We start from the raw sequence: 26,147 nt of genomic DNA on the forward strand, positions 1-26,147 counted from the left end.
ACTACAGCGGCAGCTGCCAGCGAGAGAAACGTTGTTTTAAAACCACGGTGGAGTCAATGGCAGCAATCTCCGCAAGGCCTCCGAGAGTATGTTTGACGAAGTGTTCGTAGTCACCGAGATCTTTGGCAATAATTTTTAGCAAATAATCGTACTCACCGGTGATCACCGCACATTCCTGCACCGCTAAAAAGCCATCCACCTGGCTTTCGAAGTTATCGGCGGCCTGAGCGGAGTTTTGCTGTAATTTAACAAGCGCATAGACGGTAACATGAAACCCCAGTTGTTGGGCGTTTAAACGGGCATGGTAACCACGAATATAGCCAGCTTGCTGCAGCTTAGTGATGCGGCGAATACAAGGAGTATCTGAAAGATTAACGCGCTGCGCTAACTCGCTGACACTCATCCGGCCATTGTCTTGCAGCAGCGCAAGTAACTGCAGGTCTTTGGCATCTATTTTAATTTTTGAGTGGTTATCGCTATTTGTCATCTTTTAAATGGTGATTTTTATTGTTTTTATACGTTTATATTAGTGGAGGTTAATAAAAAGCACCACCGGCTTTATGCTATTTTTATCTTATGTAAGGCATTATTTTAGTAGCTTCTATGACACCGCACGCACAGCAATTTGATGACTGGATCCGCAGTCGTTTTGTCGAAATTAATAATCAATTAGAACAGCGCTACCAAGCACAGGCCGATCGTGCCAATGTCCATGGTGTCGGCGATGCACTGAAGCAGCAACTCACAGACGAAGGAGACGCGTTAATAGCTAATTTAGTTGATGAGGGCAATACCGATGAGGGCTTCGATAGTGCCTTTGATTTGCTCGGCAATGTTGGCTTATATATGGCAGCGTGTCGGCGTCATGAAATCACCGAGCCGTCACGAGAAACGCATTCTCCGCTGCAACAAGCGTCGACGCTGGCTATGCACATTGGCGCGTCGATAGGCGTTACCCCTCGTTTTGCAACGGCGCATTTAACCACTCACAATCGCGCTATCAATGGTCAATATAAACGCTTTACTGATCTGCCCGATGAACGCTTGTTTGTTGACTACAACACTAAGGGCATAGTGGCTTTCAAGCGGGCCGCCGATGCGTTGTTGCGTATCCAGCCTTTGGGTATTTCTCACCCTGTGGTTCCTGATTTATTGTTAGTGGCCGAGCAAGCGCTAAAAGATGTACTGGAGAGTAACCGCTATTTATTTCAGCACCTTGATGCACAGCAGTTCTTTTATGCCGTGCGCCCTTACTACAAGCCTTATCGGGTTGGCAAAGAGGTCTATCGGGGCGCCAATGCCGGTGATTTTGCTGGTATTAACGTAATCGATATGTTGTTGGGGTTATGTTGTGCTAATGAACCGGCTTATTCACAAATGCTGGTAGAGAAGTTTTTATACATGATGCCAGAAGATCAGCGCGTACTGCGCAATTGCATGCGTTTGCCATCGATTATGGATGAGTTTTTAGCGGTGGCACCGCAGCAGCATAGCAGTTCCTGGTTTCAGCAAAACCTCAGAGCATTTTTGAGGGTGTGTAAATTGCATGGGCAAACGGCAATTCAGCATCATAACCAACTGGTTGATAAGTATATTCGTATTCCTAATGAAAATCTTGGTAGCCAGCATCAAACTAAGGTAACGGCCAGTGGACCGCCCTTACCTGTGCTGTTAGCCGAACTCGCTAATCTGCGCGATAAGCGCGCCGCGCGTGAGCGCGATGATATTCACACCCGTTATCACGATATCGCCACATTAACGGCGTTGGTGGACAACTAATGAAAGATACCTTTGCCTTGCCTCAAGGGCCCTACTTACTCAGCCACTCGGTGGGTCGGCCATTAACAACCGCACAGCACGCCTTCAATGAGGCGTTCTTTGCGCCTTGGCAGCAGGGCCAACAAGAGCCTTGGTCACAATGGCTGCAGGCTATTGAACAGTTTACTCAAGCACTCGCGAGGTTGTTTAATAGCTCTGCTGGGCAATTTTGCCCGCAGGTTAATTTATCCAGTGCATTGACCAAACTGCTAATGGCCCACCCACGGCTAACGAAAGGTGGGTGCAAAGTGCTGCTCAGTGAGCAAGACTTCCCGAGTATGGGCTTTGTGTTGCAAAAAGCCTTACCTGAGGATTGTCAGCTGCGATTTATACCGGCTCACGAAGATGTCAGTGATGCTCAGGTATGGCAGCATTACTTAGACACTGAGGTTGATTTGGTGTTTGTTAGTCAGGTGTATTCCAACTCTGGGCAGCAGGCCCCGGTTGCTCATATCTGTGAGTACGCGAAAAAGCGGGGAGTGTTGTCGCTAATCGATGTAGCTCAGGGAGCGGGGGTGATCCCTTTGGATTTAACCGCAGTGGCACCCGACTTTATGATCGGCTCGAGCGTAAAGTGGCTGTGTGGTGGACCTGGAGCCGCTTACTTATGGGTTAGTGAGCAGCAATTAGCGCACTGTCAGCCCAAAGACGTGGGCTGGTTTTCCCACAGCAATCCTTTTGAATTTGATATTCATCACTTTGACTATCATCCCAGTGCCTTGCGCTTTTGGGGCGGCACCCCCAATATTGCACCTTATGTTTTGGCCGCGCACAGTATTAGCTGGTTCAATAAGTACGGCATCGATAAGGTGCGTAACCATAACCTGGCCATGCAACAATTGCTGTGGTCGCACCTGCAGCAGTGGATTGTCTCGCCCAAGGAGCCCGAGAAGCGCAGTGGTACCCTGATTGTCCATGGCGGACGTCATCAGCAGGCCCTGATAGCGGAACTTAACAAAGCCTGTATCAGCGTCGATGAACGCCGCTTGGGTATTCGTATTTCACCGCACATTTATAATGATGAGCAAGATATTGCGGCGTTACTCAGCGTCACTAATCGAGTACTGGGCGACTAAGTACGCTTTGACGGGTGGTATGTGCGTAGGCATCGCCACCTAGCTTACCTATAGTGGGCAAACGTTCTGGTGCGATGCGACCATCGACCAATAGAGCATCGTCAATGTCGATGGTTTTAACGTCAAGCAACATCACCTGCCCGCTTCCCGGCTCTGAGCCAAGTTCAATCACCTCTCGCAGCGTGCACTCGTAGCGTACTGGCGCAGCGGCAACGCCTGGCACGGATACACTGTGGCTAGTGTGTTTATCAATACCCACGGCCGTAAATTCACTGATATCACTTGGGTAGTTGGCGCAGCTTTGATTCATCGCCGTGAGCAAGTCTTCAGTAACGATATTAACGACACATTCTTTGGTTGCCAGTAGGTTTTTCAATGTGTCTTTCGGCTCTCCTGTACGCGGTGTCACATGAGTAACTGATAACACCGGCGGTTGGCAGCTGGCCACGCTAAAAAATGAGTAAGGAGCGACATTATCGACGCCAGTGGCGCTGCGGGTGCTGACCCAAGCAATAGGGCGAGGTGTGATGGCACCGACAAGGTGCTGATAAAGTTGTTGGCTAGACTCTGCGTCTTGGGTGTGTAGTAGCATAGTGAATATTCATCGCTGTTGATAATGGGGCGCTATGGTGGCAAACGTGGTGAAAAAGTAAAGGCCAGGTTCTGATAACGGTTGTCGGGATAAGCGCGCGCACGCCCTGTACTCGTCCCTACGGGGGCCTTCGCTGCTCAAAATGTTCCAGACGTTTTGTCGAACAAAGGGTGCTCACCAAGTCCGCCTACTTGAAATTTAGTTATAAAAAACGCAGCTAGTGCGCGTTCTTTTATAACTAATGGCGGAGAAGGGTCGAAGAAATCGAAGTATTGCTTCGCAAGTTCTGAGACGCCGAAGGCCGGACGCTTGCGACTGAACGCCGAAAAGCAAAAAACCGCAACAATGTGCGGTTTTTTAACTTAACTAATGGCTTCGACTCGGGATGAGCACTCGTGTATCCATACACTCGCCCCTACGGGCGCCTTCGCGGCTCAAAATGTTCCCGACATTTTGTCGAACAAAGGGTCCTCACCAAGTCCGCCTTCTCGAAATTTAGTTATAAAAAAACCGCCGTAAAGGCGGTTCTCTTATAACTAATGGCGGAGAAGGAGGGATTCGAACCCTCGATAGGGCTACAAACCCTATACTCCCTTAGCAGGGGAGCGCCTTCAGCCACTCGGCCACCTCTCCGGCGCGAATCAGTTTGTAAAATGTGGCGGAGAGATAGGGATTCGAACCCTAGATGGGCTATTAACCCATGCCGGTTTTCAAGACCGGTGCATTCAACCGCTCTGCCATCTCTCCATGGGCTAGGATAATACTGAGGCAAAACGCAGGTGTAAATAGAAAAACGGTCGTTTGCTTGATTTTTGTGCTAATTCAGTGAAATAGAGGGTATTTTAGACTGCGATGAGGGGAAGGTTGAGGGTGTAAAGCTGGTTGGTGCCTTACACCCAAAGTAACATTAAGCTAACTTATTACTTGTAGCGAACGACGCCACTAAGAGCGAGTTCCTTACCGAAGCGGTTTAACTTTGCCAGCATTTTTGCTTTGCGCTTGCTGGGCTTCACTGCAACTTGGCTTGCTGCCGTTTGGTTTAATGTGTTTACTGGGTTCATCTTGGTTGCTCCGCGCTATGTCTGTGTCTGAAAACATGGCTATTGTGAGGCTGAAGTGGTTAAAAATAAAACGATAAATTTTGGCCCTTTCGCATAAGTTTTTTTTATGTATTTTGCTTTTGTTAAGTTTCGTTTTAGCGTGTTTTATGCATGATTATATTTGTATGCTTTTGCCTCGATCCTTATTATATTAAGGGTTTAAAGCTTGATAAGCTTTCTGTATTAAAATAGGCTGCATATTTATTCAGATAAAACATATTTGTTTTAAGGTGTCCATTTGCCGACTTGTTCATCTTGGTTGGTGGTCTATCACCCCAGTTATCAAAAAAAGGCGCTCGACCAACTCGAAAAATGCTTGCAGCAAGCGGCTATTGGTTATTCCTGCATGGCTACATCCGGGGATTTTGCGCGTGATTTAAAACATTTGAAAGCGTTTAGCAATGGTTTAACAAGGGTCGTGGTGCTCGGTGGCGATGGCACCTTACACTTGGCTGCTAATGCGTTTGCCTACACTGCTGTTGAGGTGGCATTAATCCCCTGTGGCAGTGGCAACGACTTTGCTCGGCAGTGGCGTGTTAGCCAAGCGCATTGGTTAGCTACAGCTCTGCGGGCGCCGGCACAGCGTATCGACTTAGGGCGAATCAACGATCGTTACTTTGTTAATGTGGCTGGCGTTGGTTATGACGCTGAGGTGGTGCGCGCAACGCAAAATAAAAAAGGCCGATTAGCCCGTTGGCGATATAGCTGGGAGGGGCTCAAGCACTTGTATACCTACTCTAACCCGCAGGTCAGGGTAGAAATTGGTGGCAAGGTGACAAACCAACGCCAGCTGATGTGCTGCTTTGCCAATGGTCAGTTTTTTGGTGGTGGCATGAAGGTAGCGCCGGATGCCAATGTGACAAGCGGCGCCCTAAGTTACCTTAGCGTTGCTCAAGGCGCGCCACTGCGCCAAGGCTTGGCGCTATTACTTAGTTACATTGGCGCGCATACCCGCCTTGCACAGATCACCACAGCGGTTATAAAGCGCTGTGAGGTGACAACTGTAGGGTTGGGTATTGAAGCCGATGGCGAATACCTTGGCACCACGCCCGCCATGATTAGCTGCCAAGCGGACGCACTGCTTTTTGTGGTACCTCGGTAACACGGGGCTTACGAAAGCGAGCCGTTATTTTGTGCACTGGCGTGAGCACAATGGCATTGCCAAGCAGTACACAGGCAAAGCCATACACGGTGTTCGCTTGCCATACAAAGCCTTCAAATAGGGTGCTTAATACTACGGCTACGAGCGGGAATAAGACGATCACATAACTGGCTTTCTCAGGGCCAATATTTTTTAATAGCACGAAGTAGCAGGCAAAGGCGATGACCGTACCAAAGGTGCTTAAGTAAAGCAGCGATAGCCAGTAACTCATTGTGGTTGTTGCGAAGTCGACATTGGCGCCAGTGAGTAACACATATAAGCTTAAACCTAGGGTTGCATACAACATGCCCCAAGCATTACCTTGTAAAATTCCGACCTCGGCTTGTGAGTTACGAACACTGACCATATTCCCTAACGATGCCACTAAAGTACCGGACAACGCCAGCAGCAAGCCAATTAATACGCCATTGTTTAAATCCAACGACGAAATTGCCGGCCAAAACAGTACGGCAATCCCTACCACGCCCAGTAGGGCGCCAAAATAAATGCGTTTGGCGATGGGACGAGAGAAAAACAGCTTGGTATTAATGATATTCATCAACAACAGCATACTGAACGCAATCGAGGCCAGTGCCGAGGTTAAATAGGCTTGTGCCCAATAGAGAATAAGGTAATTCGCGCCAAAATTGCACAATGCCAATAAGGCAAAAAAGACATGATCGCGGCGATTAAAACGCATAGGGAGGCGCTTGATGAGCACATATCCCCACATCAATAGCGCTGCTATGGCAAAGCGCAGCAACAGTGATACCTCCACGGGGACGCTACCTAGTTGAAACTCAATCGCCAGCCAAGTTGAGCCCCAAATGAGCACAGTGACCACATAAAGCAGGATGTTGTTCATGATGAATTCTCGTGATCGTAAAAGGTGGTATTTTAAAGTGATTCTGTATACTGTACATACACAGAAAAGTGATTTTGATACCTATACAGATTATGTCGCGGACGATTAATAAGCAGCGCGCTGTTTATCTTTATCAGCAAGTTGTCGACCTGATTAAAGATATGCAGCAACACGGCACCTTAAATGCAGGGGAAAAACTTCCCTCGCTGCGGGCCATGGCGCAGAAACTCTCGGTTAGCATTCCCACGGTACAGCAAGCGTATCAGGAGTTAGAACGTCAAGGGGTGGTTAGCGCCCGGGAAAAGTCTGGGTTTTACTTAAATGCGGCGGTGCTCCCGTGTAGCCAGCCTAAACGTTCACGACTGGCGCGCTCGCCCGTGGCAGTTAACAAGCAGGCATTAATTGAACAGGTTTTCGATGGTTTACATCAGCCCGGTGTGATCCCGCTGGGGATCGCCAACCCGGTGGCGGTGAGTGCCACCGATAAAGTACTGAGCCGAACTATGCGCAAGGTAATGAACGCAGCCGGCGACCAAGCGATTAACTATGGCCCACTGGACGGCTTTGCACCGCTAAAAAAAGAGATCATCGGTCGATATTTAGATTTTGCCATCGGTGTGAATAGTGACGAGCTCGTTATTACCAATGGCGCGCAAGAAGCATTAAACATTGCGCTGCAATGCGTTACGCAAATGGGTGATATTGTCGCTATCGAATCGCCCTGTTACTTCGGCATCATTGAGATGATTGAAAGTTTGGGGCTGAAAGCCATAGAGATCCCAATGTGCCCGGAAGAAGGTGTCTGTGCAGATGATTTGGCGCGTGCCTTCGCAGAGCACGACATCAAAGCCTGTATTTTCTCTACTACAATTAGCAACCCCTTGGGCTCGCAAATGTCCGATGAGCGCCGCCAGCAACTGGTGCGCATGATTGAGGAACGAGGGGCGGTGCTTATTGAGGATGATGTGTATGGTGAATTGGCGTATGAACATAGTCATGCTAAACCGGCGCAATACTTTTCTCGCAAAGGGCAAGTGATCACCTGCTCGTCGCTGTCTAAAACAGCGGCGCCGAGTTATCGCGTAGGATGGATGATTGCTGGTAAGTATGCAGCGCAAGCGCGACGCTTAAAACGGGCGATTAGCTGTTCATCATCATTGATGAATCAGTGGACCCTGTACGAGTTTATGAGTAGTGGCGATTACGACAAAAACTTACGTACACTACGCCAGCGCCTAGCCTTGAACAAGGAGCGCATGCGGGCGCTGGTGTTACAGCATTTTCCGGAAAAAACGCGGATGACTAATCCCAAGGGCGGCTGTGTCTTGTGGCTGCAGTTACCAAGCCAATACGATGTGATTGAACTTTTTCATTTGGCGTTGGACGCGGGGATCAGCATTACACCGGGCTCAATATTTAGCGCTACCGATAAATACCGTCAATGTGTGCGCCTGAGTTATGGTATTCCTTGGAGCGATAAAGTGGAAGTGGCAGTAGCGCGGTTGGGAACGCTCTGCCAGCAAGTGCGAAAGGGATGATTATTCCGACTATTTAGTAATTAGAAGCTGGAAGTCACTTAGTTCTGGGACCATGCTCACCAGTTGGGCCTCTTGCTCTGCCAACTCTGAGAATGATTGGCACAGGGCATCTGCGCGCTGCTCGATATTGGCGGCTTGAAGCTCAACACGCTGTTCAATTTGCTCGCCCATTCTTTCCATCCGCTGCTCGAACTCGTCCATGTCGCCACCTGAGCTGACCATTTGCGAACCCAAGGCCATCAGCACGCTGCCTATTGATTGCACCATTGCCTGCTCAACGGCTTGTTCAAAGTTTTCATCGAATTGTTGCTCAATATCGTCTCCTAGCTCATCAAAGCTTTGTTTGCCCATCACAAACTCGCCATTTTGATAAAAGCTATGCTCGATATTGTTGCCAATATTATCTACGACCTGCTGTAACGCGTCATTATGCTCAATGCCAAATGCTGTACTTACTTCCTCAATGGCCACACCGGCTATTTTCACGCCATCAAGGGCAATCTGAGCAACTTCAGGGACGTAACTACGCAGTTGCTGAGAGTAATTATCCAGTGCTTGCTGCTGAGCTGCAGTCAGAGGCATAACTTCACCATCAACGAGCAGCTGCTGACCATCGTAGACCATGTGTTGATTATCGACATTGGTGATTTGTATGCGTTCAGGGTTGATACGAATATCACTTTTAAACTCAATATCGCACTGTTGTGAACCAAATGAGAGGTTATCTGGCTTTTGCTCGTGTGCCAGTGCGCTTGTGGTTACCGTCATGGATGCAAAAAGAAGGGCTGCTGTCGTTTTCATTGTCATTATTCCCGTTGATTGTTGTTACGAGAGATACATTACAAATTCGGTGCCAAAATTATTACTCCATAATAAACAATAGGTTATGAATTTATGGTGAGCTGGCTTTTGCTAGAGATTTAAAAAAAAGCTAACTTTTAGTCGTTTTTAACAAGGTGTTAGTGAAAGTCGCACATTGATGATCATCGTCAATAAAAGATATTTGTTGAAACGATAAAAAAATCTCACTTTCCAGTTTTGCCATTTGCAGCTATTTATTCATTTTAAGGGCGTAGGCTCTTGGTCGTGGTGAAGCTAAGCTTGAGCCACGCACAATGATTGTAATTAACTGGAGTGTATTGTGGGTAAAACATATTCCTATGATGCGTTAGATGACGAATTTGTTGAAGATGAATACGAAGCGATGGGGCGTAACCAACATGACCGTCGTAAGCGCAAGGTCAAAAAGAAGCTCGATGATTATCTAGAGCAGCGTAAGCTGCGGAAAAATCTCGGCTACGATGATTTTGACGATTACCTCAACGAGTAAAGTTAGGAAGGGGCGAAAGCCCCTTTTTTGTTTTCAGCGCAGCAGAAAATAAGCAGCCATCCCTACTAAGGTGGTGAGATAGATACTTTTACTGCGATAGGCAACAATAATGGCTAGCACGGCGGCCAGTAAATAAGGATTGCGATAACTAATATGCCACTGCCCCTCAGGAAGGAGGACAATGGGCACCCAAATAGCGGTCAGTACCGCCGGCGCACTGAAGCTTAAAAAGCGCTGCAATTTGGGCCCGACCCGAAAGGGTAAGGCGCGATGTAAAAACAGGTAACGGCTGGCAAAGGTGATACATGCCATAAGCACTATGGTCGTCAGTATCATTGGCTACCCTTACTGACCATGTAGCCCATCGTCATACCACTTAGGGCGCTAAGTACCAACCAGAGTTCCAGCCCCCAAGCCTTGAAAGTGGCGGCGCAAACCCCGGTGATCACTACGCAGGCCAAGGTTGCTTTGTTTTTTATGGTGGGCACAACTAAGGCAATAAAAGTGGTGGCGATGGCAAAGTCTAAGCCTAAATTAGTTAAATCGGGTAATAGCTGGCCTGCCAAGATGCCCAATAGAGTCCATATATTCCAGGCCACATAAAAGCTAAAGCCAGCGCTGAGCGCATAAATAAGGCGTGTTTTCGTTTGATATGCCTTGCGGTGGTGGGAAAAGGCGAATAGCTCGTCGGTTAACACGAAGCTGACGGGCAAGCGCCAGCGCAGCGGTTGGCTAATCACCTTCTGGCGTACTGCCAGACCATACAGAAAATGGCGAGAGCTAATAATGAAGGTCGTAAACAGCAGTGTCAGCAGTGGCGTATGATCGGCGATAAGCTCGATGGCCACTAGCTGCGCCGAGCCGGCAAAGACCAATAACGACATCAATTGTGTTTCCCAGGCACTGAAGCCGTTTTGCATCGCCAACGAGCCACATAATAGCCCCCAAGGTAAAACCGCTAAGTTTAGCGGCAACATATCGAGCTGACCTTTGATAAAGGCCAGTCGATGTAAGCGGGTTCGGTTTTTAGCGTTTGTAACAGCAGACATAAGCAAAGTTTTTTACGATCAAGCACGCAGCATGACACAGAGTTTGGCATAATCGCAATATTGCCAAGTTAAGGAGTCAAAAATGAAAGTTTGGGATGGGTTTATACGCTTTTTTCATTGGAGTTTAGTGCTGTGTATTGCTGGCCTCTATTTCTCTGCGGAGGAGGGGGCGATGGAATTACACTTTGTGCTCGCCTACATTACCTTAGCATTGCTTGCAACTCGTTTGTTATGGGGGCTTTTTGGTAGCGAAAGTGCCCGTTTGCGCAAGTTATTACACTCACCCAAAGCCGTGTTTAGGGCGCTAAGACAAAGCGAACAAGTGGCCGGGCATAATGCGGCGGGCAGCTACATGGTGTTGCTATTTTTTGCACTGTTATTGGTGCAACTGCTCAGCGGATTGATGACCACAGACGACATTCTTACCGATGGTCCTTTAGTTCAGTATGTATCTTACGATTGGGTTGAGTGGGCCTCGTCCGTGCACCATCAAAACTTTGACTTTATCCTAGCCGCCATTGCTTTGCATATTGCTGCTATTGTGATTTATGCATTGAAAGGTAAAAGACTGGTGCCAGCGATGATCACCGGTCGCAATAATGCATTGCAAGAAACAACGGTAGTCAAACCTGCTTGGCCCGCGTTTGTCGTTTTTGCAGCTATACTGGCTGCGTTGTTATGTACTTGGGGTTACGAGCCACTCGTAAGTCTTATTTAAAACATACTTTGTTACATATTCATGGTGACCCATTGAAAGTCCATTGAGCGGGCATAGCCCGCTTTCCAACTTACTTATAATAATCTTACATTAATTTAATCTTGCCCCTCTTTTTGTTTTCATTATAGTTGCAAATGAACAACAACAATAATGATGTCTTTCAGAGGAAATTATGGCTTCAAATAAACTCAAATTGAGTGCATTAGCACTGGGCGTGTCATCTGCCCTGCTTAGCACTCAAGTCGCAGCTTCAGAGCTAGAACCACAGAATAAAATTTTTACACCGCAGCATCAAAGCAAAATTGAGCGCCAGCTTGGCGCAATTAAAAAACAGAACAAACGTGCAGTATCTTGGCTTATTGAGCTTAACAGTGAGCCGATGTTTTCAGTAAGCAAAGATCAGCAAGCCACGCAAAGTGCGCATATCTCGCAAGCGCAAGAGCGCGTATTAAGTAATATTCAAAGCGCCGATTTAAATCTCAATGTGATCACACGCACCACTAAGCTGGTTAATGCGCTTGTTGTTAACGGCGATGAGTCTGAAGTGAGAAAAGTGCTGGCGCACGAGGATGTGAAAGAAATCTACCCGGTTTACGACTATGAGCTTAATGTTGCTGATAGCGCTGATTACATCAAAGCAACGCCCTTAGTTGAGAGCCAAATCGCAACTGGTGAAGGAGTTCGAGTGGCAGTGCTTGATACCGGCATTGATTATACCCACGCAGTATTTGGTGGTGAGGGTACGCAAGCGGCTTATGACGCAGCCACTGCTGATCCAACGACGGTAACTTGGCCGCAAGGTATTGTTAAAGGTGGTTATGACTACTTTAATGATGATGCCGATCCGATTGACTTCGGCACGAGCCACGGTACACATGTTTCACACTCGGTAACGGGGATTGCACCTAATGTAGAATTGTTTGTGTATTCCGTGTGTGGCGGTGGTTGTCCAGGGCTTGCACAATTACTGGCGCTAGAATCAGCGATGGACCCTAATGGCGACATGGATATTGAAGACCGCGTCGATGTAGTTAACATGTCTTTGGGTGGCGACTACGGTGACCTTGCGGAAGATGCGGTAGGCTTATTTATTAATCGCGCCGCCAAGTTAGGTACAAGTGTGGTTATCTCTGCCGGCAACGATGGTGCATATCCATTTATCGTTGGTGGCCCAAGCACCACTGAAAATGCACTTTCTGTGGGAGCCATGACTCACCCAACGGATGAGACTCGTGTGGCTGAAGGCACAGTGACAGGCGAAGAAGCTGTTATTCAGGGCGCCAATTTTGGCCCAGGTGCGTTCAGCTTTAGCAGCGATGACATTGAGCTGGTTTATCCAGATGCCAACCAAACCGCTTGTGAGCCTTTTGCTGAAGGTGTTGATTTTACAGGTAAAGCTGTAGTGGTGGACCGTGGTGGCTGTAATTTCACTGATAAAGTACTGGCTGCCCAAACTAAGGGTGCTGCTTTTGTGATTATCGCCAATAACGTTGATGATGGCACGCCAGCGCCTATGGGCGGATTTGACGAAGCCGTGAGTATTCCATCAGTGGGGGTTACTTTTGCCACTGGGGCGCAATTAAAAGGCGGCGCTAGCTTCAATATTTCCTCTGAGTTAGTGGCAACACCTGGTGCAATGGCCGATTTCACCTCTCGTGGACCTTCGGTCAGCGGCCTATTAAAACCTGAGATCACTGCTCCCGGTGTTAATATCATGACCGCTGAGCCTGGCACAGGCACAGGGCTTTCAGGAGCAACAGGCACGTCATTCTCAGGCCCAATTACTGCTGGTGCTATCAGTATGCTTAAAGAGGCTTTACCAGAGCGCAACGCGATGGAACTTAAAGCAACCTTGATGAACGCAGCAAACCTTGATGTTACCGTCACCCCACGTGCGCTTGATGAGAACGCAGCAATGGCACCGATTAGCGCCATTGGCTCTGGTTTGGTTGACGTCGAAAAGGCTGCGAACCTACCGGTAGCGGCGTGGGCAAAAGACACGCATCAAGCTGCGCTGTCATTCGGGCTGCAAAGCTTAAGTGAAACAACCACGATGACTAAAACCGTGGTAGTTAAAAACTTCTCAAGCAGTGCTAAGACATATGAGCTCAGTTTAGAGCAGCGTTTTGCAGACGATGTTGAACGCGGCAGCCTAATGGCTGAGTATCCCACCTCAGTGACTATTCCGGCGGGCCAATCCGTCGAGTTTGAAGTGGCAATGACTATTGACCCCACAACATTGCCAGAGTGGCAGCTAAGTGGCAGCAATATTGACACCTTAGCAGCGACTGAGTTGCTGACAGACTCAGAGCTAGATGGTGCCTTGGTCTTTAGTGAAGGCGGTGAACAGGCCTTGCACTTGGTTTATCATGTACTTCCACGTGCAGCGGCAAAACCTGTGATCAGCGCTGAAAAAGGTGAGCAAGGTGTCGTTTATACACTGCACAACCAAGGTGCGGCGGAGCTGACACCGGTGATTGTTGAGAATACAGTAACAGACACGGTGGGTGATGGTGGTCGTTTAGATATTGTTGCAGGCAGTGTCGAGACATTGGCTGTGCCAGCCTCGTTCTGTGAATCAGGCTATGGCGTATTTACAACTTTGGTTGTTGACCAGCCTGTAGCCCACGCTGATATGGGTGGCTTTGCCGCAGATTTTGATATGGATGGTGATGGCCGCTGGGATGTCACAGCACATTCAGTGAACTACTCGCTGTTTGATGGCCCGACACCTACACCTATTACCTTTACAACGCCTTATGGTCAATTAAGCGGTAACCTTAGTAACTTGTACTTCGACAGTGCGACTAACTACGTAACACTGCAAAATTGTATTGGTGATTATGGTTTGACTGCGGCGGACTTGGGCAATGTCAATGCTACGGTACGTTTCAGAACTGCGCCTGATAACTTCCCAACAGGTGGCAGTAACGCCGTTGATACCGCTCAAGGTAACTATAACTTCGCACCTGCACAAATTGTGGCAATGGCAGTCGATGCTCAAGGTGATGAAGTACAGAGTATTGCTCCAGGGGAAAGTGCACAGTTCTTATTTGCTGATGCTAACTTCACTATTCTATCTACCAACGGTGCCAAAGCCATTGTCACTTCACCACGCAATGATATGCAAGTGGCGCCTAGTTTGGCCGATGCGCAGTTCTCGGTAGACGAAAACACTGAGCAAGGTACGGTCATTGGTACACTTACCGCTGAGCGCAATGCGACCTTTGCTGGCGCTATTTCAGAGTTTATTGTTGTGAGCTCAAGCTCGACCGCCGTTGATATCAACAGCGATGGTGAGGTCGTTGTGGCCAATGCCGAACAGCTTGATTACGACAGTGGTCTTGAACAGGTGATGTTTGAAGTTGTTGCCACAGATACCCGCGGCAATATTTCTAACACGGCAACGGTGATGGTCAATGTCACTAACCTAGCTGATGAAGCATCTGAGCAACCAGAACCACAGCCTCAAGTTCCTGTGAAGAAGAGCACTAGCTCGGGCTCATTAGGGTGGCTAGCGCTACTGATGGCACCACTGATGTGGTTGCGTCGTCGTCGCAGCTAATTCGTTGAGCGATGGACATAAAAGCGGCGCCTGAAGGCGCCGTTTTTTATAGGTGTTCTATCATGATAATCAGCTTGAGCTTCATACTGATTGATACCGCCATGAACGGGTTTGTTTAGTCTTTAAATGACTTGTGGCAATCTTTGCAGCCTTTCGCCCAGTTTTTAAAAGCAGGAGCGATTTGCTTTTTATCACCACTTTTAGCAGCAACAGCAAGTTCTTGGGCATATTGTGCAAAGGTGTTGGCTTTTTTATCAAAGGTGGCCTTGTCTTCCCAGATGGCTGCTAAGGCATCGGTATTACCCTGGTCTGAGCCTGTAGTGAACGCTTCCCAAGGCATTTGTGATAGCGCTGCAGCATTATCTGCGCGTTGTTGAAAGCGCGCCGCGTCAAAAGGAACCTTACCCTTAAGCATGTCGCCCATGTCACCAATTTGCACTCGGATCAATGAAAAGACCGACTGCCGATACTCAATCGCATCTTCCGGCTTCTCGAACACGGAGTTTGCTAGTGCTGAACCCGATGTGGCGATAAGAGTCGCCGCCAATAATGTTTTTAGTTTCATTCCATTTGCCCCTTTTCGTAAAACAACCTTCTTTTTACCTAAGCAGGACGGTGAACACAAGAGCAAGTGCGCTAATAATCGCTGCAATGACTAATAAGTCCTACTAAACGCTGAAGGTATGTGCAATTGTGGTTATTCTCCGAGATCAATGTCTGCGAATATCATGCCCCTGCGCATACTTCTAGTCGCTAAAAAGACTTCTCCTAATAACGCGATAAATGCCAATATAAGCAGCAGCATCGCGACCATAAAACACCCAGCAATAGCAGTACCAAGGTTAATGGCTTGGATATTTGCCATAAACAACAGCATAACGACAGCACTCACTAAGGTGGCGCTGAGCACACTGAAACTAAAAGCGATATGAATACAACGCGCACGCTTTAACAGGGCGCGCAGCTCTGTTGCTAGTGAGCGATTAAACTCTTCATCGCTGCTGATTTTTAGTTTTCTCTCCAAGGCACGAGCGCGGTCGGTGATCCGCGCCAAGCGGTTTGATAGTACCCCAAGAGTGGCCGCAATCCCTGTGATTAAAAATACCGGAGCGACGGCTGTTTGAATGACCTTTGCCATGGTTAAAATATTAACAACTTCAGTACCCACGTTAACTCCGGCGATGATATTACAAGAGCCCTAGTCTAGCGCTAATACGCCGTAATACCAATGCTTAGGCTGTCCTCACAGAGCCACCTATACGCATCTGGTTTGTTATTAATACCGAGCGGGTATCTAGACACAAGCAAGAAAACCTGCGAATCTGAATACCAAACCCATAAAGCAGGAGAGAATATGGAACCCGTATTACCAGAGAAGAATGACACCCCGCCACCGGCAAACAATAACAACAAGCAAAGTAATGATGAGAAAACCATGGCGATGCTGTGTCACTTAGCCGCACTCGCGGGTTTTATAGTGCCATTTGGATCTATCATTGGCCCGTTGATTGTCTGGTTGGTGAAAAAAGATGAGATGGAAGTGGTTGACCGTCATGGCCGCGCGTCATTGAACTTTCAGCTAACTATGCTTATTGCTTTCATCGTCTGCTTCTTACTTATCTTTGTTGCTATTGGGGTTGTGCTACTGCCTTTAGTCGCCATTTTCTCGTTCGTAATGGTGATTATTGCTAGCATCAAAGCCTACGAAGGCAAAGAGTTTAAGTATCCGCTGTGTATTAAGTTTTTATAAGCATTAGACATAAAAAATAGCAATACAGGAGCGTTTTGCTGGCCTATTTTAGTTTATTTTTAACCGCCTTTGTGTCGGCAACGCTCCTACCTAGCTCATCGGAATTGGTACTTACTGCGATGGTGACACAAGGTAGCTATCACCTAATGTTGTTATGGTTGTTTGCAACACTCGGGAATGTTCTTGGTAGCTGTGTCAATTATGCCTTGGGGACCCAAGTTACACGCTTTCAACACAAAAAGTGGTTTCCGGTCTCAGTCGCAGCGATGGAAAAAGCGAAACGCCGTTTTCATCGTTACGGTGTGTATAGCCTGTTTTTCGCATGGCTACCGGTGATTGGCGATCCACTCACCGTGATAGGTGGTATCTTTCGAGTCCGGTTTTGGCTGTTTGTTGCTATTGTCAGTATCGGTAAAGGTGTGCGGTATTGGGTGGTTATATTGATGGCTCTTGGCATACAGTCATTGTATGGCGGGGGGGAAGCACTCGCCAATTAATGCGAGTGCTTAATCATAAGCTGGACAGCTAAGCGTGCCAATCCAAGGTCAACGATACAGAGTCGGCAAATCGCAACGCATGTGGCTTGTCCACCCGTACTTTAGCGTAATGTACACTAGGGTGCTGGTGGCAGAGCGCTAAGATATCCGCGACTAGCTTTTCTAAAAGTAGAAACTGTCCTTGCTCTACCAGTGCGATCACTTCCTTGGTGACGGTCTTGTAGTTGAGTGCCTCTTGCACCTCATCACTGGTACACGCCTTATCTGCCGGATAGTGGATCTCGATATTAATCACAACATCTTGCTTTTTTTCCCGTTCTTCGGGGTTGAACCCAATATAGGTTCTTAGCCGGAGATTAGTAACATTGATAATGGCGTTGGTCATGGTGTGTCCTAATTCTTCACTAGCTGCAGAAATTCATTGCGCGTTTTCGGATCAGTGCGGAAATTACCGAGCATAACTGACGTACGCATTTTAGAGTTTTGCTTTTCGACCCCACGCATCATCATACACATGTGCTTAGCTTCAACGATCACGCCAACGCCTTTGGCGCCAGTGACTTCTTCAACTGCTTGAGCGATTTGATGAGTCAATTGCTCTTGGATCTGGAAGCGACGGGCAAACATATCAACGATACGGGCAAACTTTGAAAGCCCTAAGACTTTACCGTCGGGAATGTAAGCAATATGTGCTTTGCCGACAAAGGGTAACAGGTGATGCTCACACATTGAGTAAAGCTCTATATCTTGGATCAGAACCATATCATCAGCATCAGAGGTAAACACCGCATTATTGGTGATTTCTGCCAATGTCTGACGGTAGCCTTGAGTTAGGTACTCCATGGCTTTGGCTGCACGCTTGGGGGTATCTAGTAGGCCTTCGCGTTGTGGGTCCTCGCCAACGGCGGAGATTAATTGTTGGTAACTCTGTTTTAATTCGTCGTGCATAATGTTCTCAATTACTTTAGATGACGGCCGCCATCAACGGCTAAGCTGCGTCCGGTTATATAGTCGCTGGTTAGCAGAAGCTCGACAGCATTAATAATTTCTCGACATCCAGGTTCAATGCCCATGAGGGATTTTTGTAATGTCTTATGTTTATACTGTTCACTGTCGCCCTCGTTAAAAATAATCAGCGAAGGGGCAATAGCGTTCACTTTTATATGTGGTGCGTACTTGGCCGCAAATGACTTAGTTAAATTATCCAATGCCGCTTTGCTGGCTGCATAGGCAAGGTGTTTGGCACTGCCTGTCTCGACCACAAAGTCGGTTAAATGAATAATGTCGCCATAGCCATCGCTGTGCTCGAGCATGTCTTGGCAATGTTGGTTGATAAGGTAAGGTACCTTGGCATGAATACGCATCATATTATCGAACAAGGCTGCGTAGTCATCGTTTTTACTCTCACTATCCCAACTTGATGCGTTATGAATAATAGCGCGTAACTTTGGCGTGTGGACTCGTAACTCATTGATAAAGTGCACAATGCTTTCATCGTCACTAAAATCTGCTTGAATACAAGTAACACCTTGCGCCGCTAACTCATCTACTGCATTGTGCCGAGTACGGTAGGTAATAATGACATCGTGCTGCTCAGCTACAAAATGCTGGGCAAGGGCAAGACCTATACGTTGTCCGGCCCCGGTTATTAAAATTGGAAAGGACATAACTTCTTCAGTTTAAGCGTGAACTGCTCTTACTATAAACAAATGACAAAAGGATTGCAGTGTTTACGCATGGGCGAGAGCGGTCGATCATTTACGCCTGAGGTTAGTTTTGTTGTAGTCATAGCCCATGTACTGACATGGGCTATGTGCACTAATCGTAAATGGTCGGAATCGGTTGACGCTTATGCTGAGTGCGCTGATATATGGCGATTATGCGTTGCTCTATTTCTGCACTTAAGGGTTTCGCCTCAAGGAAGTCGTCGATTTGGTCATAACTCAAGCCCAGTGCTTCTTCGTCTGTGAGGCCGGGGCGATCGCACTCTAAGTCGGCGGTCGGTGCTTTGGTAACTAAGGCGTCAGGCGCTCCGAGGTGTTGAGCAAGCGCACGTACTTGGCGTTTAGATAAGCCAAACAGCGGCGCTAGATCGCACGCACCATCCCCAAACTTAGTATAAAACCCGGTAATATTCTCCGCGCTATGATCGGTGCCAACGACTAAACCTTGATGTAGACCCGCTAGCTCATATTGGGCAATCATGCGTTGGCGCGCTTTGACATTACCTTTGACGAAATCAATATGGCTTTGTGCGGGTAAACTTAAATCACTGCCAGCGAGGCTGCTTAGCACCTGTTCGTGCATATGGTCGGTAGCGGGTTTGATATTCACGGTCACACGCTGACTGGGTTGAATAAAATCGAGCGCCAGCTGCGCCTCATCCTCGTCGGCTTGCACGCCATAAGGCAAGCGCACGGCAATGAACTGATATTGTTCAGTATCGTGATCGGCGTTGAGCTCTTCAATGGCAAGCTGGCAAAGACGGCCGCAAGTAGAGGAATCAACACCGCCACTGATGCCAAGCACCAAGGTGCGACAGTGGGCTTGTTGAAGCTTGTGTTTTAAAAATGACACCCGACGAGTAACTTCTTGTTGGACATCAATGCTAGGTTGCACTCTCATTTCGGCAACGATTTCGGCTCGCATAATTCCCCCGCTTGAGCAAGATGGTAAGCAGCTATTATGTAAGCATTTACAAAAAAATTAAAGCGCCGACCTCGGGGTTGCTATTTTGCCTCGTGCTATTCGCACGGCGATGCCATATGTGCCCAGATGGTCAGCTTCTCGTAGAGCGCGTCTGGCTTAAGGGGCTTACTCAAATAATCGTTCATACCCGATTGCAAACATTTTTCCTTGTCGCCCTCCATTGCGTTGGCGGTCAGGGCAATAATCGCAATGTTTTGATGTTGCTCTCCGGCCTTGCCTTGGCGGATTTGAGTGGCCGCTTGGTAGCCATCAAGAATGGGCATTTGGCAATCCATCAGCACCACATCAAAATACCCCGAAGGACACTGTTGCAAGCGTGTTATCGCTTGTTGTCCATCATTGGCAATTTCGTAGTTGCAACCATGTTTGTCCAATAAGGATGAGGTAACAATTTGGTTGACCTGGTTATCTTCTACAAGCAAACAGTTAATAGTCCCCGTGAGCTGCTGCGCACCAGTCTCTTCTGAGCGCGTATAACCGCTGTAAATATCAAAACTAGTTAATGGATGAAACGCCAACCGGAAGTGTTCAAATTCCAGTTGCTCGCTGACCTCATTAGTTTGTTCCATATTCGCTAAGACCAACAGCTGACATTGTTCACTAAGCGTGCTTTTCAGTCGATGCTGTAACTCATGGGTCTTTTTTAATAGCGGTTCGGCATCGATAATGAGGCGCTCGACGCTTTGGTTAGCCAAATGCTCAAGCAAGTCATTGCCATCCGTAAAGCAGGTGACCTTTGCTCCCATCAACTCACAGTGTTGCCGAGCTAGGATACTCTCTTGGCGATCATGACAGAAAATAGCCACATGCTCACCCAACAGGTGTTGCGTGATGGAAGATTGCTCGCCGGCTTCCAGTTGAATGAAGAACGTAAATGTACTGCCTTGATCCACAGTGCTTTTCACACTGACATCGCCATGCATGAGCTGACACAGCTGACGGACAATGGCAAGACCTAAACCGGTGCCGCCAAAGCGCCGGGTGGTGGAGCTATCAGCCTGGGTAAAGGCATCAAATAACTGCGCTTGAGCTTGCTTAGAGATACCAATGCCGGTGTCCTGGACACTGCATGTAAATACCCCATGCTCATCAAGTGTTGCGGTAATCGTTATCTCACCGTCTTCGGTAAATTTAATCGCGTTCGATAATAAATTGGCCAGCACTTGGCGCAAGCGGTTGGGATCACCCTCAACTGTTTGCTGTGGTAGCTGATGCGCATCCAGATATAAACGGTTGTTTTGTTGCTGTGCTTTCAAGGCTAGCGACTCAACAACCTGTGACAACACTTGGTGAATATCAAAACTAATGTGTTCAATTTCTACCTTGCCCGCTTCAATTTTAGAAAAATCCAATATGTCATTGATAATACTTAATAAGGTGTTGGCAGAAGAGCGGGCTAGTTGCAGGTGATGATGCTGCGAGTCATTTAGTGTGCTGTGATCTAGTAGCTCTAACATGCCCAATACGCCATTCATCGGCGTACGTATTTCATGACTCATACTGGCAAGAAACTCACTTTTTACGAGCGCGGCATGCTCAGCTTTATTTTTCGCGTTGCGAAGGGCAATTTCCGTTAGTTGTCTTTCGTGGTTGGCATAGACACCACCGATGATATTAGCGATAGCTATAAGAAAGTTTTCATCATTCTCACTCCACACACGCGGTTCATGAAGCTGTTCTGCGCACACCACGCCGACCATGCCATGGCGCCCAGGAATGGCACAGTCGAGAAGCGCATGAATATTGAGCGGCTGCAGATAGTCCTGTAAAAACTCCCTGGTCAGCGGATCATTGTGAGCATCACTGATGCTTAATACTGCTCGCTTTTGTATCGCGCCAAAGTAAGTTGGGTATTGCTCCCCGACTAATACACCGCTCTCGCTATGGCTGTTTTTGTCTTGCTCGTACAGCGACAGTAAATGCATTTCTTGATGGGCATCGTCAAACAACCAGATACTGACCCTGTGGGTGTTTAAGGTGCGGCTGACCATGCGGGTGATAATGTGTTTAGCCGCGTCTAAATCACCATTGAGAATTGCGTCATCGACCGTGAGCCCTGCTAAAGCGCTATTACGTTGTGCTAATTGTTGTTGTGCGAGCTGGCCGCGCTTTTCGCCATCTATATCTTGGGTAGAGCCAAAGATGCGAATACAGCGTTGCTGGTCAAACTCCGCTTCACCGCGTACGCGTACCCATTTCTTATCGCCTTGAGCTGTGACTATTTGTAGCTCAGTACAAAATGGCTGACGGTCATTAATAGTGCGACTAATGAGCGTATTTAGCTGGGATTGGGAACTGGGTGTGAAAAAGTGAAAAAGATTATCTGCGGTGATCAGGTAGCTGTCATCGACGCCATGAATCTCGCGGTTCACTTTGGACCAGAACGCGTGGTTAGTATCGTTATTAAGCTCCCATGCGCCAATGCGTGCCTGGGTACTCATTGCTTCGAGCATTTGTTTATGCGTCAACAGCTGCTTGCTGATTCGTTGCTGCTCAGTGATGTCGCTAGCTACCATATAAATTTTGCTATTCTCTTGATCCAGAGCCAAGTTAATACGGCACAGCAGCTGTTTGTGTGAGTGGGTACGCAAGTAGCAATCAAATTGAGTTTCATTGTCCTGCTGGCCCAACTTATCAAATTGTTGTTGTACGCGCTCTTTATCATCACAGGCGACAAAGTCGAGTAGCGGCTTGGCAAGTATTTCACTGGCTGTAAAGCCCAAGCCCCGGTATATGCGTGAGTTGGCGCGTTCGAAAAAGCCATGTACGTTGAGAATAGCCATAAAGTTAGCGCTGAGCTCAAAGAAGCGCTCGATCTCTTGCTTAGCATGGCGCAGTGCCGCTTCTGTCGACTTTTGTGAGCTAATATCTAAGTGCGTGCCAATCATACGTTTTGGTCGACCATCATCGCACCATTCAATGACTCGGCCGGTATCCAGAACCCACACCCAATGACCTAATTTATGACGCATTCGGGCTTCACATACATACTGTTCACTGTGCCCCTGCCAGTGTTGCTCCAAACGTAGTCCTGATTCTTTTAAGTCAGCAGGGTGGGTGTGATTGAGCCAAGTATCAATATTGATGGGGGTGAGCTCTTCGAGCTCATAACCAATGATTTGCGCCCAACGCTCGTTAAACGTCACTTCGCCGCTTTGTACTTGCCAATCCCAGGTTCCGACACCGATATTTTCAACGATGAGTGCTAGGCGCTGACTCTTTTCCAGTATTTCTGCTTGTGTCGCCTTCTTTTCGCGCAAATCTTCAATGAGTAGCCACACAAAAGGTTCACCCTGAGCATTGGTAAATTGCACCCCATTCACATTCACCGGGAAGGTGGCGTTGTTTTGCCACAGAGCTTCTCCCGCAACAATATGTTGACCATGGCGCAATTGGTCTAAGGCCGGTACTGTGCGCTCGTTGAAGCGCAGAGTGTTGGCGAAGTGTTGTTGTTTTAGCTGCTGTAAGTGGGTATCGAGCGAGCTAAGTAAGGCTTTATTGGCATTGATATAGCGGCCCGTTTTAGCATCACATAACGCGATACCAAGCGGAAAAAGGTCAAATAATGCTTGAAGACGCTGCTCATTGACCATGAGTTTTAAGAATAAGGCTCGAAACCAAGCTAAAAACAGTACCACTAACAAGGTGGTTAAAATAATCGCGATGCGCGCATAGCCAAAGCTCTCCCAAGGAGGCTGCCAGCCCGCTTGTGGTTGAACTGCCAAATACCAAGTATCATTAGGTAGACTAATCGATAGTTCAATGGGGTCGCTATAGCGAATAGCGGTATCGCCAAACATGTGTTTATCTGGATTACGCTTATACAAGGCGACATTGAATTGTTCTTGTAATTGCACGAGTCCGCCATTGCTATAGACCTTGTTGGCGTCGAGCACGACCGATATCAGCCCCCAAAATTCTTGTTTCGGCTGCTGCAGGTAAATGGGCAGTCGGGCAATAATGCCAACACCGCCCTGCACTAAATTAACGGGGGCATCAATGACTATTTCTCCACCTTCTTTAGCGGCCAAGGCTGCATCACGTTGACTGGGGTTGGCCATATAATCGAGGCCAATGGCTCCTTCATTACCCTTGAAAGGGTAGGTCATTCGAATAACCATATCTGGTGCTGCACCTATGGTGCGCAGTTCTTTAGAACTGGTAAACAGGCTTTGTGCAACGACACTGAATTGTTGTTGGTTGAGGTTGGGTTGGGCAGCGATGGCCGGTATTAATCCGCGTACAAGCTGAATATTGGCGGTCATCAGTGCCTGTAATTGGCTGCGATAACTTTGTGCTACTTCCCGCACATCTTGGCGATATTGTTGCTCAGCTTTTTGATAATTGAGGTGATCGAGAAATACAGCCACAGCCAGGGTGAGGGCGATTAGGCCGTAAAAGGCAATGGCATAAAAGCGGCTTTTCGAAGCTGGTGGCATGGCTGCAAATAGTCAGTGGTTGAACAACACCTTAAACTATAGTGCAGTAGCGAGGCTTGTCGAATTAATATATCAGCTAAGGTGCTGATTTTTCGGGCATAGGAACAATGCGCCCAGGTTTTGGGCGCATCATCAAAATAGTTTAGCTATCGCTTACTTGGCGATCCCAAAACTGCGCTTTTGCTCTGTGCAGTTTACGGTAGCCATCGAGCAGTGCGTGATGCTTTTTAAAACCTTCAAGTGCTAAGCCTGGGAAGCTAAGCCCGTGGAACTGTATCCGCGCTTCTGCTATTTCAATCGCGAGTTCAACATTGTCAGCACCAAACATCAGCGCCAATGAGCTTTGATAAGTGCTGTACGCTCGTTGTTCGTCATATTTGATTTCCAAGACCGCTTTTAAGCAGCGGAAGAAGCGAATCCGCTCTGGGCTGATTTGATCGGTATGCAGAATCCACTCGACCCAATCAATGGCTTCTTCGCTTTGTGCTGCAAGGCATAGATGCGCTTTTAGCTCGCCAATGCGCAGCGTATGCCAAGGCGTGTCGGCATCAGTCACCACACCGATAAATTCGGCAGCGCGAATAATATCGCTATGTCCTGCTTCTTCTAAGCGGTCATAGATTTCCAGCCATTGTTCGGCGTCGTATTGATCCAGTGACAGGAAGTCCTGGCGGAATTTAGCGCCTTCATTATTGTTGCGCCAGATGAGCTCATCCACAGGGTAAATATCGGATAAACCGGGTACTAATATACGGCAGGCGTACACATTTAAGTGCGTGTAATCCATGATGTAGATGTCGTAGCCCATGTCGTGGATCAGATCCGTGCAGAATTGGTACTCTTGCTCGGTGTTGCCGCTGAAGTCCCAGTGCACAAAGTCAAAATCGGCTTGGTCACGGAAGAAGTCATAGGAGATCAAGCCGCTGGAGTCGATAAAATGTAATTCGATATTTTCTGCTGACGCTACTTCGTCGTTATCGAAGGTGGCGCATTGGAATACGTCGAGTTGGTCAAGGCGACGGCCTTGAAGAAGCTCAGTAACGGTACGCTCTAACGCCACTTCAAATGACGGGTGAGCACCGAATGAAGCGAACACCGAGCCATCAACTGGGTTGATTAGGGTCACACTCATAACCGGGTATTTACCGCCCAACGACGCATCGGCAATGCGTAAATGAAAACCATGGCTGCGTAGCTCTTCACAGGCTTGGTGAATCTTCGGATATTGCTTCACCACCTCTTCAGGCACTTCGGGTAGGCAAATTCCTTCAGCGATAATTTGGTTTTTAATGGCGCGCTCAAACACTTCTGAAAGGCCTTGCACGCGCGCTTCATATTTGGTGTTACCGGCACTCATGCCGTTAGATACAAAGATGTTGCCGATGACATTGACGGGGATATAGGCAATTTCTTCATCGCGCACACGGGTGTATGGCAGCGCACAAATACCGCGCTCGGTATTGCCGGAGTTAAAGTCATAAAGGTGAGATGGGGTGAGTTCGCGCTCGGGGTCAAAATAGTCCCATAGCGGCTCATTCATCAAACCCTCTGGCACTTGCTCGCCGTCGACGGCAAACCACTTTTCACTGGGGTAGTGGGTGAATTCGGCGTTCGCGAACTCTTCGCCTAAGTAAAAATCGGCGAAGAAGTAGTTGCAGCTTAAACGCTCAAAATACTCCCCTAACGCTGACGCCAAACACGCTTTATCGGTAGCCCCTTTACCATTGGTGAACATCACCCCACAGTCTTTATCACGAATGTGGACCGAGTAGCAGTTAGCCACTGGGTTCAGCCACAAAGCCTCCTCCACATTGATATCTAATGCCACGAGTTTGTTTTGCATGGTAGAGATAGACGATTCTAAGTCTCTGTCTTTACCTTTGATAAAAGTCTGTTCAGTCATAATGTTCTCAATAAAGCGACACGCAGTTGATTGCGAAGAAATCTTACTATGGCCGTT

Annotated in this window: 24 protein-coding genes and 2 tRNA genes; 9 read left to right on the forward strand and 17 right to left on the reverse strand. The window is 47.8% G+C overall.

Annotation, left to right across the window (positions count from 1 at the left end):
* Position 1 precedes the first annotated feature (1 nt).
* Positions 2 to 487 (reverse strand): Lrp/AsnC family transcriptional regulator, encoded by a 486-nt coding sequence (locus tag W04_RS12425; RefSeq protein WP_053911056.1) that lies wholly within the window; start codon positions 485 to 487, stop codon positions 2 to 4.
* A 116-nt stretch (positions 488 to 603) separates the two neighbouring features.
* Between W04_RS12425 and W04_RS12430 the strand changes: the two genes are divergently transcribed.
* Together W04_RS12430 and W04_RS12435 are read left to right on the forward strand one after the other, a co-directional pair.
* Positions 604 to 1,779: a monodechloroaminopyrrolnitrin synthase PrnB family protein gene (locus W04_RS12430; protein ID WP_022944964.1), complete on the forward strand. Its 1,176-nt coding sequence runs from the start codon at positions 604 to 606 to the stop codon at positions 1,777 to 1,779.
* Positions 1,779 to 2,894, forward strand: a complete 1,116-nt coding sequence (locus W04_RS12435; RefSeq protein ID WP_053911057.1) for an aminotransferase class V-fold PLP-dependent enzyme — start codon at positions 1,779 to 1,781, stop codon at positions 2,892 to 2,894. The genes W04_RS12430 and W04_RS12435 overlap by 1 nt, the downstream gene beginning before the upstream one ends.
* Here the strand turns inward: W04_RS12435 and W04_RS12440 are convergent.
* From W04_RS12440 to W04_RS18985, 4 genes are all read right to left on the reverse strand, one after another.
* Complete coding sequence (locus W04_RS12440) at positions 2,872 to 3,486, reverse strand: flavin reductase family protein (RefSeq protein ID WP_022944966.1); 615 nt, start codon at positions 3,484 to 3,486, stop codon at positions 2,872 to 2,874. The genes W04_RS12435 and W04_RS12440 overlap by 23 nt on opposite strands.
* A 540-nt stretch (positions 3,487 to 4,026) precedes the next feature.
* Positions 4,027 to 4,119, reverse strand: a tRNA-Ser gene (locus tag W04_RS12445).
* Between the two features lie 23 nt (positions 4,120 to 4,142).
* Positions 4,143 to 4,233 (reverse strand) — tRNA-Ser (locus W04_RS12450).
* A gap of 173 nt (positions 4,234 to 4,406) precedes the next feature.
* Entirely contained in the window at positions 4,407 to 4,547 is a 141-nt protein-coding gene (locus tag W04_RS18985) for a hypothetical protein (protein ID WP_022944967.1), read from the reverse strand.
* Between the two features lie 277 nt (positions 4,548 to 4,824).
* On the opposite strand from W04_RS18985, the gene W04_RS12455 reads away from it, so the two are divergent.
* Positions 4,825 to 5,688, forward strand: coding sequence for a diacylglycerol kinase family protein (locus W04_RS12455; protein WP_082342230.1), 864 nt, complete (start codon positions 4,825 to 4,827; stop codon positions 5,686 to 5,688).
* Here the strand turns inward: W04_RS12455 and W04_RS12460 are convergent.
* Positions 5,645 to 6,592 (reverse strand): DMT family transporter, encoded by a 948-nt coding sequence (locus tag W04_RS12460; RefSeq protein WP_053911059.1) that lies wholly within the window; start codon positions 6,590 to 6,592, stop codon positions 5,645 to 5,647. The two genes, W04_RS12455 and W04_RS12460, sit on opposite strands and share 44 nt — an antisense overlap.
* A 92-nt stretch (positions 6,593 to 6,684) precedes the next feature.
* Between W04_RS12460 and W04_RS12465 the strand changes: the two genes are divergently transcribed.
* Positions 6,685 to 8,130 (forward strand): PLP-dependent aminotransferase family protein, encoded by a 1,446-nt coding sequence (locus tag W04_RS12465; RefSeq protein ID WP_053911060.1) that lies wholly within the window; start codon positions 6,685 to 6,687, stop codon positions 8,128 to 8,130.
* A 9-nt stretch (positions 8,131 to 8,139) separates the two neighbouring features.
* Here W04_RS12465 and W04_RS12470 read toward each other — a convergent pair whose 3' ends face one another.
* On the reverse strand, positions 8,140 to 8,931 hold the full coding sequence (locus W04_RS12470) for a YggN family protein (protein ID WP_053911061.1): 792 nt from the start codon (positions 8,929 to 8,931) through the stop codon (positions 8,140 to 8,142).
* 340 nt (positions 8,932 to 9,271) lie between these two features.
* On the opposite strand from W04_RS12470, the gene W04_RS12475 reads away from it, so the two are divergent.
* Positions 9,272 to 9,460, forward strand: a complete 189-nt coding sequence (locus W04_RS12475) for a PA3496 family putative envelope integrity protein (RefSeq protein ID WP_022944972.1) — start codon at positions 9,272 to 9,274, stop codon at positions 9,458 to 9,460.
* A gap of 33 nt (positions 9,461 to 9,493) precedes the next feature.
* On the opposite strand, the gene W04_RS12480 is transcribed toward W04_RS12475, so the two are convergent.
* Together W04_RS12480 and W04_RS12485 are read right to left on the reverse strand one after the other, a co-directional pair.
* Positions 9,494 to 9,793 carry an AzlD domain-containing protein gene (locus W04_RS12480; protein WP_026111113.1) on the reverse strand — a complete coding sequence of 100 codons (300 nt, stop codon included), beginning with the start codon at positions 9,791 to 9,793 and terminating at the stop codon, positions 9,494 to 9,496.
* On the reverse strand, positions 9,793 to 10,509 hold the full coding sequence (locus W04_RS12485; protein ID WP_053911062.1) for an AzlC family ABC transporter permease: 717 nt from the start codon (positions 10,507 to 10,509) through the stop codon (positions 9,793 to 9,795). Before W04_RS12485 ends, W04_RS12480 begins: the two co-directional genes overlap by 1 nt.
* A gap of 82 nt (positions 10,510 to 10,591) precedes the next feature.
* Between W04_RS12485 and W04_RS12490 the strand changes: the two genes are divergently transcribed.
* Complete coding sequence (locus tag W04_RS12490) at positions 10,592 to 11,227, forward strand: cytochrome b/b6 domain-containing protein (protein ID WP_053911063.1); 636 nt, start codon at positions 10,592 to 10,594, stop codon at positions 11,225 to 11,227.
* Between the two features lie 172 nt (positions 11,228 to 11,399).
* The gene (locus W04_RS12495) at positions 11,400 to 14,792 is read left to right on the forward strand and encodes a S8 family serine peptidase (RefSeq protein ID WP_053911064.1); all 3,393 of its coding nucleotides are present in this window, start codon (positions 11,400 to 11,402) and stop codon (positions 14,790 to 14,792) included.
* A gap of 115 nt (positions 14,793 to 14,907) precedes the next feature.
* On the opposite strand, the gene W04_RS12500 is transcribed toward W04_RS12495, so the two are convergent.
* Positions 14,908 to 15,357, reverse strand: a complete 450-nt coding sequence (locus W04_RS12500; protein WP_053911065.1) for a cytochrome c — start codon at positions 15,355 to 15,357, stop codon at positions 14,908 to 14,910.
* A gap of 132 nt (positions 15,358 to 15,489) precedes the next feature.
* Entirely contained in the window at positions 15,490 to 15,960 is a 471-nt protein-coding gene (locus W04_RS12505) for a DUF2721 domain-containing protein (protein ID WP_022944979.1), read from the reverse strand.
* A gap of 267 nt (positions 15,961 to 16,227) precedes the next feature.
* On the opposite strand from W04_RS12505, the gene W04_RS12510 reads away from it, so the two are divergent.
* Both W04_RS12510 and W04_RS12515 read left to right on the forward strand, forming a co-directional pair.
* Complete coding sequence (locus tag W04_RS12510) at positions 16,228 to 16,542, forward strand: DUF4870 domain-containing protein (RefSeq protein WP_045979475.1); 315 nt, start codon at positions 16,228 to 16,230, stop codon at positions 16,540 to 16,542.
* A 38-nt stretch (positions 16,543 to 16,580) separates the two neighbouring features.
* Complete coding sequence (locus W04_RS12515) at positions 16,581 to 17,039, forward strand: YqaA family protein (RefSeq protein WP_053911110.1); 459 nt, start codon at positions 16,581 to 16,583, stop codon at positions 17,037 to 17,039.
* 28 nt (positions 17,040 to 17,067) lie between these two features.
* Here W04_RS12515 and folX read toward each other — a convergent pair whose 3' ends face one another.
* The 6 genes from folX to ycaO form a co-directional block, all read right to left on the reverse strand.
* On the reverse strand, positions 17,068 to 17,424 hold the full coding sequence (folX, locus tag W04_RS12520; protein WP_022944982.1) for a dihydroneopterin triphosphate 2'-epimerase: 357 nt from the start codon (positions 17,422 to 17,424) through the stop codon (positions 17,068 to 17,070).
* 8 nt (positions 17,425 to 17,432) lie between these two features.
* Complete coding sequence (folE, locus tag W04_RS12525; protein WP_022944983.1) at positions 17,433 to 17,987, reverse strand: GTP cyclohydrolase I FolE; 555 nt, start codon at positions 17,985 to 17,987, stop codon at positions 17,433 to 17,435.
* Positions 17,988 to 17,998: 11 nt separating this feature from the next.
* On the reverse strand, positions 17,999 to 18,706 hold the full coding sequence (gene folM, locus W04_RS12530; protein WP_053911066.1) for a dihydromonapterin reductase: 708 nt from the start codon (positions 18,704 to 18,706) through the stop codon (positions 17,999 to 18,001).
* A 151-nt stretch (positions 18,707 to 18,857) separates the two neighbouring features.
* Positions 18,858 to 19,688 (reverse strand): ammonia-dependent NAD(+) synthetase, encoded by an 831-nt coding sequence (gene nadE / locus W04_RS12535; protein ID WP_053911067.1) that lies wholly within the window; start codon positions 19,686 to 19,688, stop codon positions 18,858 to 18,860.
* 95 nt (positions 19,689 to 19,783) lie between these two features.
* Complete coding sequence (locus tag W04_RS12540) at positions 19,784 to 24,187, reverse strand: ATP-binding protein (protein WP_053911068.1); 4,404 nt, start codon at positions 24,185 to 24,187, stop codon at positions 19,784 to 19,786.
* A 142-nt stretch (positions 24,188 to 24,329) separates the two neighbouring features.
* Positions 24,330 to 26,090, reverse strand: a complete 1,761-nt coding sequence (gene ycaO, locus W04_RS12545; RefSeq protein WP_053911069.1) for a 30S ribosomal protein S12 methylthiotransferase accessory factor YcaO — start codon at positions 26,088 to 26,090, stop codon at positions 24,330 to 24,332.
* Positions 26,091 to 26,147 lie beyond the last annotated feature (57 nt).

The sequence above is a fragment of the Pseudoalteromonas sp. SW0106-04 genome (assembly GCF_001293805.1).
In the GTDB taxonomy this organism is placed as follows: Bacteria; Pseudomonadota; Gammaproteobacteria; order Enterobacterales; family Alteromonadaceae; genus Pseudoalteromonas; species Pseudoalteromonas ruthenica.